13 protein-coding genes are annotated in these 15,533 nt (G+C 61.0%); 10 read left to right on the forward strand and 3 right to left on the reverse strand.

Features of this window, described 5'->3' with window-relative positions:
• Nucleotides 1-2 precede the first annotated feature (2 nt).
• Both VFN25_RS03420 and VFN25_RS03425 read right to left on the reverse strand, forming a co-directional pair.
• The gene (locus VFN25_RS03420) at nt 3-425 is read right to left on the reverse strand and encodes a hypothetical protein (protein ID WP_325138831.1); all 423 of its coding nucleotides are present in this window, start codon (nt 423-425) and stop codon (nt 3-5) included.
• The gene (locus VFN25_RS03425) at nt 422-1,900 is read right to left on the reverse strand and encodes a leucyl aminopeptidase (RefSeq protein ID WP_325138833.1); all 1,479 of its coding nucleotides are present in this window, start codon (nt 1,898-1,900) and stop codon (nt 422-424) included. The genes VFN25_RS03420 and VFN25_RS03425 overlap by 4 nt, the downstream gene beginning before the upstream one ends.
• Before the next feature lie 129 nt (nt 1,901-2,029).
• Here VFN25_RS03425 and lptF point away from each other — a divergent pair, with 129 nt between their 5' ends.
• Nucleotides 2,030-3,136 carry an LPS export ABC transporter permease LptF gene (lptF, locus tag VFN25_RS03430; protein WP_325138835.1) on the forward strand — a complete coding sequence of 369 codons (1,107 nt, stop codon included), beginning with the start codon at nt 2,030-2,032 and terminating at the stop codon, nt 3,134-3,136.
• Nucleotides 3,133-4,233 carry an LPS export ABC transporter permease LptG gene (gene lptG / locus VFN25_RS03435; RefSeq protein ID WP_325138836.1) on the forward strand — a complete coding sequence of 367 codons (1,101 nt, stop codon included), beginning with the start codon at nt 3,133-3,135 and terminating at the stop codon, nt 4,231-4,233. The genes lptF and lptG overlap by 4 nt, the downstream gene beginning before the upstream one ends.
• Before the next feature lie 386 nt (nt 4,234-4,619).
• Here the strand turns inward: lptG and VFN25_RS03440 are convergent, their stop codons facing one another.
• Nucleotides 4,620-5,039 carry an RDD family protein gene (locus tag VFN25_RS03440; protein WP_325138838.1) on the reverse strand — a complete coding sequence of 140 codons (420 nt, stop codon included), beginning with the start codon at nt 5,037-5,039 and terminating at the stop codon, nt 4,620-4,622.
• Nucleotides 5,040-5,114: 75 nt separating this feature from the next.
• Here VFN25_RS03440 and xerD point away from each other — a divergent pair, with 75 nt between their 5' ends.
• From xerD to VFN25_RS03480, 8 genes are all read left to right on the forward strand, one after another.
• Entirely contained in the window at nt 5,115-6,065 is a 951-nt protein-coding gene (gene xerD, locus VFN25_RS03445) for a site-specific tyrosine recombinase XerD (protein WP_414648840.1), read from the forward strand.
• Nucleotides 6,066-6,185: 120 nt separating this feature from the next.
• Nucleotides 6,186-6,947 carry a DsbC family protein gene (locus VFN25_RS03450; protein ID WP_325138840.1) on the forward strand — a complete coding sequence of 254 codons (762 nt, stop codon included), beginning with the start codon at nt 6,186-6,188 and terminating at the stop codon, nt 6,945-6,947.
• Nucleotides 6,948-6,969: 22 nt separating this feature from the next.
• Complete coding sequence (locus tag VFN25_RS03455; protein WP_325138842.1) at nt 6,970-7,701, forward strand: DsbC family protein; 732 nt, start codon at nt 6,970-6,972, stop codon at nt 7,699-7,701.
• A 34-nt stretch (nt 7,702-7,735) separates the two neighbouring features.
• On the forward strand, nt 7,736-8,473 hold the full coding sequence (locus VFN25_RS03460) for a DsbC family protein (protein ID WP_325138843.1): 738 nt from the start codon (nt 7,736-7,738) through the stop codon (nt 8,471-8,473).
• 123 nt (nt 8,474-8,596) lie between these two features.
• A complete protein-coding gene (gene purL, locus VFN25_RS03465) occupies nt 8,597-12,463 on the forward strand; it encodes a phosphoribosylformylglycinamidine synthase (RefSeq protein ID WP_325138845.1) in 3,867 nt (1,288 codons plus the stop codon).
• Entirely contained in the window at nt 12,463-13,107 is a 645-nt protein-coding gene (locus tag VFN25_RS03470) for an exosortase H-associated membrane protein (protein ID WP_325138847.1), read from the forward strand. The genes purL and VFN25_RS03470 overlap by 1 nt, the downstream gene beginning before the upstream one ends.
• Before the next feature lie 17 nt (nt 13,108-13,124).
• Complete coding sequence (gene gspE / locus VFN25_RS03475; RefSeq protein ID WP_414648842.1) at nt 13,125-14,852, forward strand: type II secretion system ATPase GspE; 1,728 nt, start codon at nt 13,125-13,127, stop codon at nt 14,850-14,852.
• Between the two features lie 184 nt (nt 14,853-15,036).
• The coding region (locus tag VFN25_RS03480; protein ID WP_325138851.1) for a type II secretion system F family protein at nt 15,037-15,533 on the forward strand (497 nt) is incomplete at its 3' end.

Consider the following 15,533-nt stretch of genomic DNA (forward strand, 5'->3'; position numbering starts at 1 on the left):
ATTCAGAGCGTCGCCGTTGGTGCGCTTCCGGGCAGCAGCATGGCCATCAGGGTCGAGCCGATGACCGATGTGAAGGCACAGGCAAAAATCAGTCCGAAGAAACGCAGGATGGGCGCAAGGCGCGCTCCTTCGGGACGCGTCTTGAAGAAGTAGTACGGAACGAACACGGCAGCCATCAGGATGATGCCGATGTTCAGCCAGGTCGGACGCCGGATATCAAGTGCAGCGCTGTCGGCGTGCAGCCAGCGGAAGCCAAGGACAAACAGCACGATATTGGCAACCAGCTGGATGCCGAGTGGCATGCCGGTTTCAGCGGCGTTCGGTGCAAGCGCAGTAACGACAATACCGGTCACCAGCGAGACACCAAACATGCCGGCAATCGCGGTTGCCTTTTGCCGCTGCCAGCGGTCGTCAGTCTCGCTCATGCGCAACGATCAATCAGATATTGGGTCAGCAGCGGTACCGGTCGACCCGTGGCGAGACCCTTGCGGCCCTCGTTCCACGCCGTGCCGGCGATATCCAGATGTGCCCAGCGATAGCCGGTGGTGAAGCGCGAAAGGAAGCAGCCCGCAGTGATCGCGCCGCCGTACTTGCCGCCGAGATTGGTGAAATCGGCAAATGCGGAATCGAGCGCGCTCTGGTAATCATCCCAAAGCGGCAGGCGCCAGGCGCGATCGAGGGTGTGATTGCCGGCAGCGAGCAGTTCACTGGCCAGCTCTTCATCTTCGGTCATCAGGCCGCTGGCATGTTTGCCGAGGGCAACCACGCAAGCGCCGGTCAGGGTCGCCGCATCGATGATCACCTGTGGCTCGAACTTCTGCACATAGGTCAACGCATCACACAGGATCAGGCGGCCTTCGGCATCGGTGTTGAGCACTTCGATGGTCTGCCCGGACATGCTGGTAAGCACGTCGCTCGGGCGATACGAGTTGCCATCGGGCATGTTCTCGACTGCTGCGACCACACAAACCAGATTGAGGGGCAGGTCAAGCTCGACCGCCGAGACGAAGGTGCCGAGCATGCCGGCGGCGCCACACATGTCGAATTTCATTTCCTCCATGGCCGGGCCCGGCTTGAGCGAAATGCCGCCGCTGTCGAAGGTGACACCCTTGCCGACGAGGGCATAGGGCTTGGCTTCGCCGCCACCGTTCCAGCGCAACACGACCAGACGCGGTGTGTTGACCGAGCCTTTGGCGACGCCGAGCAACGAGCCCATGCCGAGCTTTTCCATCTCCTCGCGTTCGAGAACTTCGCAGCTCACGCCTTTTTTCGCATCGGCAAATTCCGAGGCTTGCTTGGCGATGTATTCCGGTGTGCAGATATTCGGCGGCAGATTGCCGAGCTCGCGGGCAAAACGCACACCCTTGGCCATGGCCGCTGCTTCAGCCAGGGCACGATCATCCTTTTCGCCGAAGAAGGCGATGGACTCGAGTTGAGGCGCCTTGGCCTTGTCCTTGGGTTTGAGCGTGGCCGTGTAGCGATAGGCATGCATGTCGGCGGCAAGTGCGGCGGTGCGCAATTTCCAGGCGCTGTCATGCCCGGGCACATCGAGTTCGGTCAGCCATGAGGCTGCGCTCGCTACCGGTAGCGACTTCAATGCGCGGCCCGCTTCCAGCGATGCCTTGTTGAAGGCGGCGGCGTTGAACTTGGCCTTGTCGCCGAGGCCGACGATCAGAACTCGCTCGGACTTGATGCCGGGCAGAGCGAACAGCAATGCGCTGCTGCCGGCCTTGGCCGTAATGTCGCTGCTGTCGAGCAGACGCTTGATCGCCCCCGAACTCGCGCTGTCGATGCGCGCGGCGGCGGGGCTCAGGCCGCCATCGGTGAACACGCCGACGATCACGCACGGGCTGTTCGAGGAGTCGGATGGGTCAAGTGTCTGGCTGAAGTTCAGGGTCATTGAAGGTTCCGTATTCGGTATAAAGAATGCCGCGGACCACGCGCTGCAGCGTGCAGGTCGGTAGACTTGCATTCTCGCGCAGTCGAATTTCTCGACGCGGAACCCGACATTCTAAGGCATAGACCCACTTTGCTGCGCATCATTGACCGCTACCTGCTACGCGAACTCGGCTTCAGCTTTCTCGGGGTGACCGCGGTGCTGCTTCTGATCAGCATCGGCGAAACCCTGATAGCCGTGCTCAACCAGATCGCGCGCGGGCGTGTTCCGGCCGATCTGCTGGTCGCCATGATTGGCTTGCGCGCGATCGACAGCCTCAACGTACTGTTGCCATTGGCCGTGTTTCTCGGCGTGCTGCTGGCCTATGGTCGTCTGTATCGGGACAGCGAAATGTCCGTGCTCAGCGCATCCGGCCTTGATGTGAGTGGATTGATGCGTCCGCTGGCGCTGCTGGTCGTGCCGATCGCCATTGTCCTTGGTCTGATCGCATTCTGGGTAGCGCCTGCGGCGGTTCGTTTTTCCCAGCATCTGGTCGATGAAGCCAACCGTTCGCTGCTGATTGCCGGGCTGGAACCCGGCAGATTCGTGCCGCTGCCCGGCCGCGATGGCATCATCTATGTTGGCGGCATGTCCCCGGAGGGATCAAAGTTCACGCGCATGTTCGTGGAAAGTGAGCAACTCCAGACCGACGGCACTTCGCAGATCAATATCATTACCGCCAGCAGTGGAGAGCTGTACCGGGATACGTCGGGTGGCGACCGCTTTCTCGTTCTGACCGATGGTTTTCGTGTCGAAGGTCAGCCCGGGCAGGACAATTTCCGCCTGCTGCGTTTCGAGCGCAACGACATCAAGCTGGCCGACAACGATGCCGTCGACAACTCCGAAGCGGTCAAGCGTGCGGCGCCAAGCAGCGAGTTGTGGCGTAGTGAGGAGCCGCTTCAGCGCGCCGAATTGCATTGGCGACTGGCGCCGGTAGTTTCGGTATTTGTGCTGGCCTTGATGGCTTTGCCGTTGTCACGCTCGAATCCACGCCAGCCACGCTATGCAAGCCTGATCATCGCCGTGCTCGGCTACATCATCTACGCCAACTTTCTCGCTCTGGGCCGGGTCTGGATGGTTCACGGCAAGGTGCCGATTTCGATTGGGCTTTGGTGGGTCTATGTGCCAGCCATCCTGATTGCGTTGTGGTTGATCCAGCGCAATCAACGGTTGCGTCAGCGCAAGCGGGCAACGGCATGAGCTGGCTGGGCTTCAAGCGGGTCGATCGGCTTGTCGCGGTTTCGGTGCTTGCGGCGGTGGGCCTGACCTGGTTTGTGCTTGTCGGTTTCGACGCATTCACGATTTTCGTCGGTGAGCTCAATGCTGGTGGTCATGGTGGCTACACCCTGGCCAAGGCGGCAAGTTACACCTTGTTGACCGTGCCGCGGCGCCTCTACGAAATGTTTGGCTATGCCGCGCTGATTGGCGGGTTGCTTGGCCTTGGTGGTCTCGCCGGGACTGGCGAACTGACTGCATTGCGCGCTGCCGGGCTGTCGAAGCTGCGAATTTGTGCCTCGGTGGTGCTGACCCTGATCGTGCTCACCGGGGCAGTGGCAGTCATGGGTGAGACCCTCGCACCCTGGGGTGATCAAAGTGCCAAAGCCCTGTCGCTGGCGGCGAAATCCAGCGACGTCACCCTGGCCAAGGGCGGAAGCATCTGGGCGCGTGACGGCGACACCGTGATCAATGCCGGCAACGGCCGGACGCGACAAACGGATCAGGGGTCTGTCATTGATCTCAATCGGGTCCGCGTTTTCGAATTCGACAAGGAGGGCCGCCTCGCCATCCTGTCCGTGGCCGCGCGTGCCGAACATCTGCAAGATCACTGGACTCTTTTCGACGTGAGTCGCACGGTCTTCGGTGAGGCCTCGGCAACGAGTACCAAGGCGGCTGAAATGCAATGGCCATCAGGACTCGACCCGGATTTGCTGGCCCTGAGCATCGTCAAGCTCGATTATCTGAACCTGCACGAGTTGTCGCGCAATATCGCCTATCTGGAGCGCAATGGTCAGAACGCAAGCAGTTTCCGTGAAGCCTACTGGTCGCGCCTGTTCTACCCGATCAACGTGCTCGTCCTGGCATTCTGCGCATTGCCATTCGCCTTCGGTAGCTTGCGTAGTGGTGGGCTGTCGAAGTGGCTGTTTGTCGGCATCGTGATGTCGATCGGCTTCTATTTCCTGCAACGCGCCGTGGTCAGCATGGGCACGGTCTACGGGCTGCCACCGGCTGCCGCCAACGCGATCCCGCCGCTGCTGCTGATCGCCATGGCGACCGCCTGGTTTCGCAGGAATGCCTGAAAAGCGGGGAGTTGGGAGTGGGGAGTCGGGAGAAGGAAGGCAGGAGCATGTCGCTCTTGTTCTAAGGCAACGCTGACCAAGTGGCACAACCGTCATGGCATTCAGAAGGTTCGCCGGTCGTGCTGCGTGGCGAAGTGAAGGCTGGTTGCCTTGACCAGCCGCGCGGTGCGGCTGGCGGACCTTCTGGATGCCACCTGTTTCAACAAAAATAATCGGTTAGGCGACACCTGTCTGCGCGCAGCTCTTTGTTGCGCTGGCATGAAGCACGGCCAGTGCATCTGCGCCAGCGCGCCGCGATCTGCACGCAGACAGGCGTCGTGACGATTGCGCCACTTTATCAGCGTTGCCCTAACCCACTCCCCATTTCCCACTCCCCACTCCCGCTTTCAAACCATCCGCGTTTCCGCCATCACATCGTGCCAGGCGCGGCGGTCGGCATCGAACAGGCACCAGATGAAGCCGAAGCCGGCGATCAGCGAGACCAGGGCCAGGGCGAAGCGCAGCAGGGATCGGCGTGGATTTGGTGATCGACCTTCGGCATCGACAATACGTACGCGCCATGCGCGCATGCCGATGGTCTGGCCACCGCGCGACCATGAAATGACGAAATAAAGCGCGCTCAGGGTCAGCAATACGCTTTGCAGTACGAAGTGATACAGCGGCGGTTGGTGGGCGACATCGACCTTGCCCTGGAACGCGAGCAAGACCAGCGCCGAAGCGACCATCCAGATCGCAACCAGCACGAGAAGATCGTAGAACAAGGCGGCAAGACGTCGCCAGAATGGAGCGCCGGTGTGAGCGGACATGGGCGTGTATCGAGTTGGGTTTCGCGCTAGCCTCCCGGTTTGCGCGGGATCACGCAAGATGGGCGGGCAGGTCAGGTGACAACTATCAAGGCGAAACGAACTGAGGCCGGTGCAGACGACCGCATCCTGATCGATGCGTTTCTCGAGCGCGCGTGGTCCGAGCTGGGCCTGGCCGACAACACCTTGTCCGGCTATCGCCGCGATCTGGATGCGTTCGCACGCTGGCTGGCGGCGCCTGGACAAGCATCGAATCTGCTCGAGTGTCGACGTGACCTGCTTTATGCGTATCTTGCTTCACGCGCCGACAAGGGTGGCAAGAGCGGGCGTGGCTACAGTCCGCGCTCGAATGCGCGCCTGCTTTCGGCATTGCGACATTTCTATCGGCTGCTCCAACGCGATGGCCGCATCAATGAGGATCCCACCCTGCTCGTCGACGCACCAAAAATGCCACGCGGCCTGCCCAAGGCACTGGCCGAGGCCGAAGTTGAAAGCTTGCTGCGTGCGCCTGCGGAAACTCCACTCGGTCTGCGTGACCGGGCCATGCTGGAACTGATGTACGCGACCGGCTTGCGCGTCACCGAGCTGGTCGGCCTGCGCGCCGACCAGGTCAATCTGCGTCAAGGCGTTTTGCGCGTGACCGGCAAGGGTGGCAAGGAGCGCCTGGTGCCCATTGGCGGTGAAGCCCAGCATTGGCTGGAGCGCTATGTCGGTGAATCCCGTGCGGTATTGCTCAAGGGTGCTCGCGTTGATGCCTTGTTTGTGACTGCGCGTCGCTCAGGCATGACCCGGCAGATGTTCTGGGTTCTGGTCAAGAAGCATGCGCTCAATGCCGGTATCGCCAGCCAGCGCATTTCCCCGCATGTGCTGCGCCATTCGTTCGCCACTCATCTGCTCAATCACGGCGCTGATCTGCGTGCCTTGCAAATGCTGCTTGGACACAGCTCATTGTCGACCACCCAGATCTATACCCTGGTCGCCAAGGAAGGGCTGAAACGCTTGCATGCCGAGCATCATCCGCGCGGCTGAATGCCGCGTTGCCAGGGTTTCACCCCCGGCGCTTCCATGCCAAAATCAAAGGCTTGGGCGGAACCAATGCCGCTGCCACGGGTCTGAGCCAGACCACACCCCGAAAAGGTTGCCTCGTTGATGATGGTTTTGCGTGCGCTTTGCCTGCTGGCTTTGAGTTTCATCCTGGTTCCGGCGTTTGCCGACGAGGGTGATGCTGCGCATGCCGCGATTCAGAAAATCGCGCCGTTGCAACAGGTCACTGCATTCCGTCAGTCGAAACTGCCCGGTTACTACGAAGGTGTGATCGGCGGGCAGCTCGTCTATGCCAGCGCGGATGGTCGCTATCTGCTGCGCGGAACGGTCGAAGACACGCGGGAAGGGGTCAATCTCAGCGAGGCGAGCATGGCCGCCAAGCGTCGCCAGTTGCTCGCCACCATCGGCCCCGAGATGCGTCTGAGCTTCGCCCCGGAAAATCCGAAGTATCGTTTGACCGTGTTTACCGATGTCGATTGCCCCTACTGTCGGCGACTGCATTCGCGCATCGATGAGTTCAATGCGCTCGGCATCGCGTTCGATTACGTGTTCTTTCCGCTCAGCATCCACCCCGGTGCTGATCGGAAATCGGTTTCCGTCTGGTGTTCGGATGACCGCAAGCGTGCCTACACGATGGCCGTGAAGGGTCAGGCACCGATTGCCGCCGATTGCCCGAACCCGTTGCTGCAAATGCGCCGTGCTGGAAACGATATCGGTGTATCCATGACCCCCACCGCAATCGCTGTAGACGGCAGCATGATTGATTCAAAGGTTTTGTTGTCTCCGCATCGTCTGCTCGCCGAGTTGCAGAAAATTTCCGCAGCTTCCGATCCCTCCGCACTGGCCGCTGCAGCGGCTGGTCGATGACTTGACTCGAGGTCCCGTTCCCATGCGTTATTTGCTTGGCTTCATCCTGCTGCTCATTGCTTTCAATGTCGTGGCCGCAACGCCCGAGGAAACCGTTCAGACGGCATTCTCGAAACTCGCTCCGCAAGTCAAGGTGGATGCGGTTCAGGAGTCGGTCGTGCCGGGCTTCTATGAGGCGCTCATCGGCAGCCAGCTTATCTACGTCAGCAAGGATGGCCGCTTCGTGCTCGATGGAAGCGCGATTGATGCCAACAGCCAGCGCGACATCACCGAAGCCGCGCGAGCGAAGAACCGGCTCGCTTCACTGAAACAGATTGGCCCGGACAAGCGGATCATCTTTGCCCCGGAAAATCCGAAGTATTCGGTGACCGTGTTTACCGATATCGATTGCCCGTTCTGCCGTCGTTTCCATCAGCAGATCGATGCCTACAACAAGGCCGGGATTGCAGTCGAGTACATCTTCCTGCCGCTTGATATCCACCCCGGAGCAGACAAGAAGGCCGAGGCCGTGTGGTGCGCGATTGACCGCAAGTTGGCGTTTACGGCAGCGATGAACGGAGCCGATCCGGGCACGGCGACCTGTGTGAATCCGGTCGCCGAATCGACGCGGATCGCTCATGCCATTGGCATCAGCGGAACGCCGACCATGCTGGCCTCGGATGGCAGTCGCATCGCCCCGCAGATTTCCTTGTCTCCGGAAAAGCTCGCCGTCGAACTCGAGCACATCGCCAACAATCCGGTTGCTTCGCGCTGAGCGCGGCCGCCCATCCACAGAGCAAGGTATGCCCATGAAATTCGCAGTGATTGCCACTCTCGCATTGAGCGTTTTCGTTCCAGTCGCCCAGGCCGCAGACAACAGCGAGGCAACTGCCCGTGCCTCTGTGCAGAAGCTGATCAAGGACAACAAGATCGAGGCGTTCGAGAAGTCGCCGATTCCCGGTTACCACCAGGCCGTGGTGGGTAGCCAATTGCTCTATGTCAGCGATGACGGACGCTATATTCTGCAAGGCACCCTGTATGACGCCAGCGCCAAGGTCGACCTGACCGCCAAGCGCCTGGCCAAGGTCAATGTCGCCAAACTCGACAGCTATCCGGATTCCAAGCGCATCATTTTTGCGCCGAAAACCAAGCCCAAGTACAAGGTCACCGTGTTTACCGATATCGATTGCGGTTACTGCCGCAAGATGCATTCGCATATCGATGAATACAACGCGCGCGGGATTGAGGTCGACTACCTGTTCTTTCCGCGCAGTGGCCCGGGCACGCCTTCGTTCGCCAAGGCCGTATCGGTCTGGTGCGCCAAGGACAAGAGAAAGGCGCTGACCGAGGCCAAGGCCGGCGCCACCCCCGCGCCACTGCAGTGCGACAACCCGATCGCCGAGGAATACCAGCTTGGAATCAGCGTCGGCGTTGACGGGACACCTGCGGTTTTCGCGCCGGATGGCAGCAGGATCGGCGGTTATCTGACCCCGGACCAGTTGCAGGCCCAGCTCGAGCGCGTTGCTGCTGAAAAGCCCGAAGCCTGAGTCCGCGCGGCTGCAGAGAATGGCCGGGTGGTTCTCGCCCGGCCATGGCTTCGGCTATCATGCGCAACCCGCGCACGGTGACACCGTGTGGATCTGTTCAGCGCACCCCGGACACCGACTGCCATGATCGTTCTCGACGGCCAGCCGGCCCTGTCAGCATTCCGTATCGATCGCATCAACAGCGAGCTCGATCGTATCGAGTCCGGCTGCCTGCTGCGCGCCGCGCACCATGTCTATCTGGTTGCCGGTGAGGAAGATGCCTCGGTCGACGCCGAAAAACTGCACCGCATCCTGCAAGCGAGCGAACAGCCAGCGCCTACCCCTACACTCTGGGTCGCGCCACGCGTCGGCACCATTTCGCCGTGGTCGAGCAAGGCGACCGATATCCTGCGCCGCTGCGGACTGGCGGTAAGCCGCGTAGAACGAGCTTTGGCATTCAAGCTCGATAGCGCCCCGGATTCGACGCAATGGCAGGCGGTCATCGATATCCTGCACGATCCGATGACTGATTCAGTGCTGACCACGGCCGCCGAGCTCGAACGCCTGTTCGATGTCGGCGATCCGCTGCCGCTCGATCGTATCGTGTTGGGAAGTGATCCGCGCGCCGCACTCGAAGCCGCGAATGTACGCTTGGGGCTGGCCCTGGCTGGCGACGAAATGGATTACCTGGCCGAGAACTATGCGCGTCTGGCGCGTGATCCAAGCGATGCCGAATTGATGATGTTCGCCCAGGCCAATTCCGAGCATTGCCGGCACAAAGTGTTCAATGCCGACTACACGATTGATGGCAAGGCGCAGTCGCTCTCCTTGTTTGCCATGATCCGCAACACGCACAAACAATCACCTGCGCACACCTTGTCGGCCTACAGCGACAACGCTGCGGTGATCGCCGGCACGGAAGCCCTGCGATTTTTCGCCGATCCGGCAAGCGGAACCTACGCGGCGACCCGCGAGGCCGTGCCGTTTGCAATCAAGGTCGAGACACACAATCATCCGACCGCGATTTCGCCCTACGCCGGTGCCGCGACTGGTTCCGGTGGCGAGATCCGCGACGAAGGCGCGACCGGACGCGGTGGCAAGCCCAAGGCCGGCTTGAGCGGCTTCAGTGTGTCGCACTTGCGTATTCCGGGTCTGCCGCGGCCCTGGGAGCCCGAGCGACCACAGCCACCAAGATTTGCCAGCCCCTACGAAATCATGCGTGACGGCCCAATCGGTGCCGCCGCTTACAACAACGAATTCGGGCGCCCCTGTCTCGCTGGCTATTTCCGCACCTTTGAGCATTCCTCGGATGTAACCGGCCTGCTGCGCGGTTATGACAAGCCGATCATGATTGCTGGCGGATTGGCCAATCTGCGTCCTTCCGATGTGCAAAAGAGAAACCTGCAGCCTGGCGATGCGGTGATCGTGCTCGGTGGCCCGGCCATGCTGATTGGTCTGGGTGGCGGAGCGGCCTCGTCGGTCGCCGCCGGCAGCAGCTCGGCAGAACTCGATTTCGCCTCGGTGCAGCGCGAAAATCCCGAGATGCAGCGCCGTTGTCAGCAGGTCATTGATGATTGCTGGGCACGCGGCGCGGACAACCCGCTGGTTTCGATCCATGACGTGGGTGCAGGTGGCCTTTCCAACGCCTTGCCCGAGTTGCTCAACGATTCCGAAGTCGGTGGCGCACTGGAGCTGGCAAAGATTCCCTGCGACGACCCGCACATGTCGCCGATGCAGATCTGGTGCAACGAATCACAGGAGCGTTACGTGCTCGGCGTGCGCCCGGATGATCTCGAAACGTTCGCTGCAATCTGCGAGCGCGAGCGCTGCCCGTTTGCTGTCGTAGGTCATGCCACCGCCGAGCGCCGGCTCGTGCTTGCCGACGCACGATTCCCGGTATCCGATTCCCGGCATCACCCCATCGATTTGCCGCTCGACGTATTGTTTGGCAAGCCGCCGCGCATGCACCGCAAGACCATGCGCATCAAGGAGTCGCTGTCGGTAATCGCCGATACCGAAAATCTGGAGATCGGTGAAGCGATCGATCGTGTCCTGCGCTTTCCTGCGGTTGGCAGCAAATCCTTCCTGATCACGATCGGCGATCGCAGTGTCGGTGGTTTGTGCTCGCGTGATCCGATGGTCGGGCCGTGGCAGGTTCCAGTCGCCGATTGCGCAGTGACCTTGAACGATTTTTCGGGTCATGCCGGAGAAGCGATGGCAATCGGCGAGCGCACGCCGCTGGCCCTGCTCGATGCGGCCGCCTCGGCACGCATGGCCGTAGGCGAGGCGCTGACCAACCTGGCGGCGGCGCCGGTGCGTCTCGATGAGGTGCGCATGTCGGCCAACTGGATGGCCGCGATCGATCATCCAGGCGAGGATGCCGCGCTTTACGATGCCGTGTGTGCGGTTGGCATGGAGTTGTGCCCGGCCCTTGGCATCTCGATTCCGGTTGGCAAGGATTCGATGTCGATGCAGGTTTCCTGGCAGCACAATGGCACGCCTCAACGCACGGTCTCGCCGGTTTCCCTGATCGCCACCGCATTTGCCAGCAGCAGTGATGCGCGCCGTGTGCTGACCCCGCAATTGCAGCTGGATCAGGGAGACTCCGAGCTCTGGATCATCGACCTCGGTGCCAGTCGCGGACGCCTTGGCGGATCGGTGTTGACCCAGGTGTTCCTGCGGGCCGGTGATCTGCCGCCGGATGTTGATGACCCGGGACGCTTGAAATCATTCTTTCACGCCATCCAGGAAGCGAATGCTGATCGCTTGTTGCTGGCCTATCACGATCGCTCCGATGGCGGAGCCATTGTCAGTCTGATCGAGATGGCTCTGGCTGGTCATTGTGGTCTCGAAATCGAGTTGTCCGGATGGGCCGACAACATGTTGCGTGGCCTGTTCAACGAGGAGCTCGGCGCGATCGTGCAGATCCGCCAGCGTGATCGGGAGTCCTTCACCTCCCTGATGCAGCGTCACGGTCTCGGCAAGCTGATTGCCCGGGTCGCGACGCCCACCTCCAAAATGAAGGTGAAGATCCGCCACGACAACGAGAAGATCATCAGCTGGGATTGGCGCGAGCTCATGCAGACCTGGTCGGAAACCAGTCATGCCATGCAGCGGCTGCGTGACAACCCGATCTGTGCCGACGACGAAATGGTCTGGCGATGCGACGAAGACGATGGCGGTATCACTCCACGCCTGACCTTCGACCCGAATGAAGACGTTTGTGCGGCACATGTTGTCGGCAAGGCGCGGCCGCGCGTTGCGATCCTGCGTGAGCAAGGTGTCAATGGACAAGTCGAGATGGCTGCGGCTTTTGATCGCGCCGGATTCGAGGCCGTCGATGTCCACATGAGTGATCTCTCCAGCGGCCGCCATCATCTCTCCGATTTCAAGGGCTTGGCCGCTTGTGGCGGTTTCAGCTATGGCGACGTGCTCGGGGCAGGGCGCGGCTGGGCTGCATCGATCCTGTTCAACAATGCCTTGCGTGATCAGTTCTCGGAATTTCTCGCCGACCCGTCCCATTTTGCCCTCGGCGTTTGCAATGGCTGCCAGATGATGTCGGAACTCAAGGCCATCATCCCCGGAGCGGAGCACTGGCCGAGTTTCCAGCGCAATGCATCCGAGCAGTACGAAGCGCGCCTGGTGACTCTCGAAATTGTCGATTCGCCTTCGATCCTGTTGCGCGCAATGACCGGTTCGCGCATCCCGGTGGTGGTTGCACACGGCGAAGGACGCGCGGTATTTTCGGAGGCTGGGTCAGCGAAAAAGGCGAAACCCTGTCTGCGCTATGTCGATGCGGCAGGTCGTGCTACGGAGCGCTACCCACTCAATCCAAATGGTTCGCCGGGGGGCGCGGCAGGCTACAGTGCAGCAGATGGGCGAGTCACTATCCTGATGCCGCATCCGGAACGGGTGTTCCGTACCTCGCAGCTGAGCTGGCATCCGCGTGAATGGGCCGAAGCCTCGCCCTGGCTGCGCATGTTCCGCAATGCACGAGAATGGGTGAGCTGATGGATGCATCTGAAATTCGCGCGATCGGCTTGCGCGCCGTACTCTGGCTGCCACTGAGCTTTTTCATCTGGTTTACGTTTGCGTCTCCGCTGACCTGGCCGGTTATTCAGATGGTCAAGCTGTCGATGACGACTTTGTGGCCTTCGCTGATATCAGAAATTGTCCAGAACGGGCACAGCATGGAGGTCACCACGCGAATTCTGGTCAATCAGGTCGCTCCCGATGGTCGCAGTGGGATTGGTGAGCTCGTGTTGATCCAGAATCCGCTGTTGTTCGGCTACTCGCTGCCCTTGTTCAGTGGCCTGGTCATGGCCACGCCGATGACTATTCGTCGTCGTTTGCTTCAATTTGCAATCGCGCTCAGTGTGATGTGGATTGCGCAAGCGCTCGGTGTTGTCGCCGAAACGCTCAAGGTGCTCGCATTCGACTCCGGTATTCCGGGTGCCAATGCGGTAACCGCGGCCGGCATTTCGCCGGATCCGGTCGCATTGGCCTACCAGTTTGGCTATCTGATTCTGCCGGCGGTGACGCCGATTGCCCTCTGGGCGATCCTGAATCGGCATTTCATTGAGTCCCTCGTGCACCCAAGCGAGGAACCGACCACCGATTCGTCGGGTCAAAGCGACGATGACCAGGAGTCCTGATGTCGGCTGTTTCCGAAATGCCCGTGATTGAAAATGCAGCGCCACCGCTCAGCGGTCCGGCGCTGGATGAGCGTATCTGCCAATTCCTGGTCGCCAAGGGGCGTCTGAAGGAGGCCGATCTTGCACGTGGCCGACGCCTGCATGAAGAGGATCCCTCCGGTCGCCTGGTCGCTCTGCTGACCCGGCTCGGCCTGGTTTCCGAGCGTGAAATGGCCGATGCGGTTGCGGAAATCATGCAATTGCCCTTGCTTGGCGCAAAGGATTTCCCGGAATCACCCCCGCCGAACGTGCAACTCTCGGTGCGTTTCCTCAAGCACCATCATGTCGTCCCGATCGGCGAGAGTGAAACCGAGGTCAAGTTGCTGATTGCCGATCCGGCCGATCACTACCCGCTGGAAGCGATCGAGTTGGCAACCGGTCGCAAGGTCGCGCTCAGTGTGGGCCTGCGACCCGAGATCGACGATCTGATCGAGCGCTACTACGGCCAGGGTCGTTCGGCGATGGGATCGATCGTCGAAAGTCTGAGCGATGACAATTCGCGCAGTGAGGATGACATCGAGCATCTGCGCGACCTCGCCTCCGAAGCGCCGGTCATTCGACTGGTCAATCTGGTCATCCAGCGTGCCGTCGAACAGCGCGCATCGGATATCCACATCGAACCATTCGAAAGCCGACTCAAGGTGCGTTACCGCATCGACGGCGTATTGCATGAAGTCGAGTCGCCGCCAGCGGCATCGACGGCGGCGGTGATTTCGCGCGTCAAGATCATGGCCAAGCTCAATATCGCCGAACGCCGGTTGCCGCAGGATGGCCGCATCATGATCCGCGTGCAGGGCAAGGAGCTCGACTTGCGCGTGTCGACGATGCCGACCTCGCATGGCGAATCGGTGGTCATGCGTATCCTCGACCGTGAAGCCGTGGTCTTCGACTTCCACACGCTCGGCTTCACCGACGAGTTCCTGCCCAAGTTCAACAAGGTGCTGGAACTCCCGCATGGCATCCTGCTGGTCACCGGCCCGACCGGCTCGGGCAAGACGACCACGCTTTACACCGCGTTGAGCAAGCTCAACACGCCGGATGTGAAGATCATCACCGTCGAGGATCCGGTCGAGTACCAGATCGAAGGCATCAACCAGATCCAGGCAAAGCCGGCCATCGGTCTCGATTTCGCACACGCCTTGCGCTCGATCGTGCGCCAGGATCCGGACATCATCATGATTGGCGAAATGCGCGATCTGGAAACGGCGAAGATCGCCATCCAGTCGGCGCTGACCGGCCATCTGGTGCTCTCCACCCTGCATACCAACAACGCCGCTGGCGGCATCACCCGCCTGCTCGACATGGGCGTCGAGGATTACCTGTTGACCTCGACCGTCAACGGCATCCTCGCCCAGCGCCTGCTGCGCCGGCTCGACTTGGGCACCGCGCAGCCCTACGAGGCCTTGCCTGAAGTGATCAAGGAGTTCGGCCTGGAAAAGCTCACCAGCGAGCGCCCGATCAAATTGTACAAGCCGGTGCCGAGCCAGGCCTATCCGAGCGGTTATTACGGTCGCACCACGATCATGGAGTTCCTGGTCATGAGTGACGCCATCCGCCGCCTGGTCATGCAACACGCCGGCATGGGCGAAATCGAAGCCCAGGCCCGCGCCGACGGCATGCGCACCATGTACGAGGACGGTCTGGTCAAGGCCCTCGCCGGGCAGACCACCATCGAGGAAATCCTGCGCGTGACGCAGGAGGGATGATGGAGCCGGGATTCGAGATTCGGGATTCGGGATTCGAGAAAGCGAGCATGCGCATGCCCGAAAGTTTCCTGCTACTCGACAAATCTCGAATGCCGAATGCCGGCTCACCACAGCCAGATGGTTGGTCATCCCTGCTCCAGGGCCAATCCCGAATCCCGAATCTCGAATCCCGGCCTTCAAGCTCATGACCCTCTTCCACTACAAGGCCGTCACGCCGTCCGGGGAAACGCTGGAGGGGCAGATGGATGTGGCTTCGGCGGACGAAGTGATCATGAAGCTGCAAGATGCCGGCAACATCCCGCTGGATGTGCGCGATGCCGACAGCGTCGAATCCGGGGGCCTGCTCGCCGCGCTGATGAAGCGACCGACGCTGAGCGAAGCGCAGATCGTGCAGTTCACCCAGCAATTGGCGACCTTGCTTGGCGCCGGACAACCGCTCGATCGCGCCTTGCAGATCCTGCTCGACCTGCCGGAAAGCGAAAAAGCCAGGAATCTCCTCGAACGTGTGCGTGACCTGGTGCGTGGTGGCGCCACGCTTTCGGATGCGCTGGAGGCCGAGCGCGGCACGTTTTCGCGGCTCTACGTCAACATGGTGCGCGCCGGCGAGGCCGGTGGATCGCTTGAGGATACCTTGCGTCGCCTGGCCGATTATCTGGAGCGTTCGCGCGCGCTCAAGTCGAG

Source organism: Dokdonella sp., assembly GCF_035703485.1.
Lineage (GTDB): Bacteria > Pseudomonadota > Gammaproteobacteria > Xanthomonadales > Rhodanobacteraceae > Dokdonella.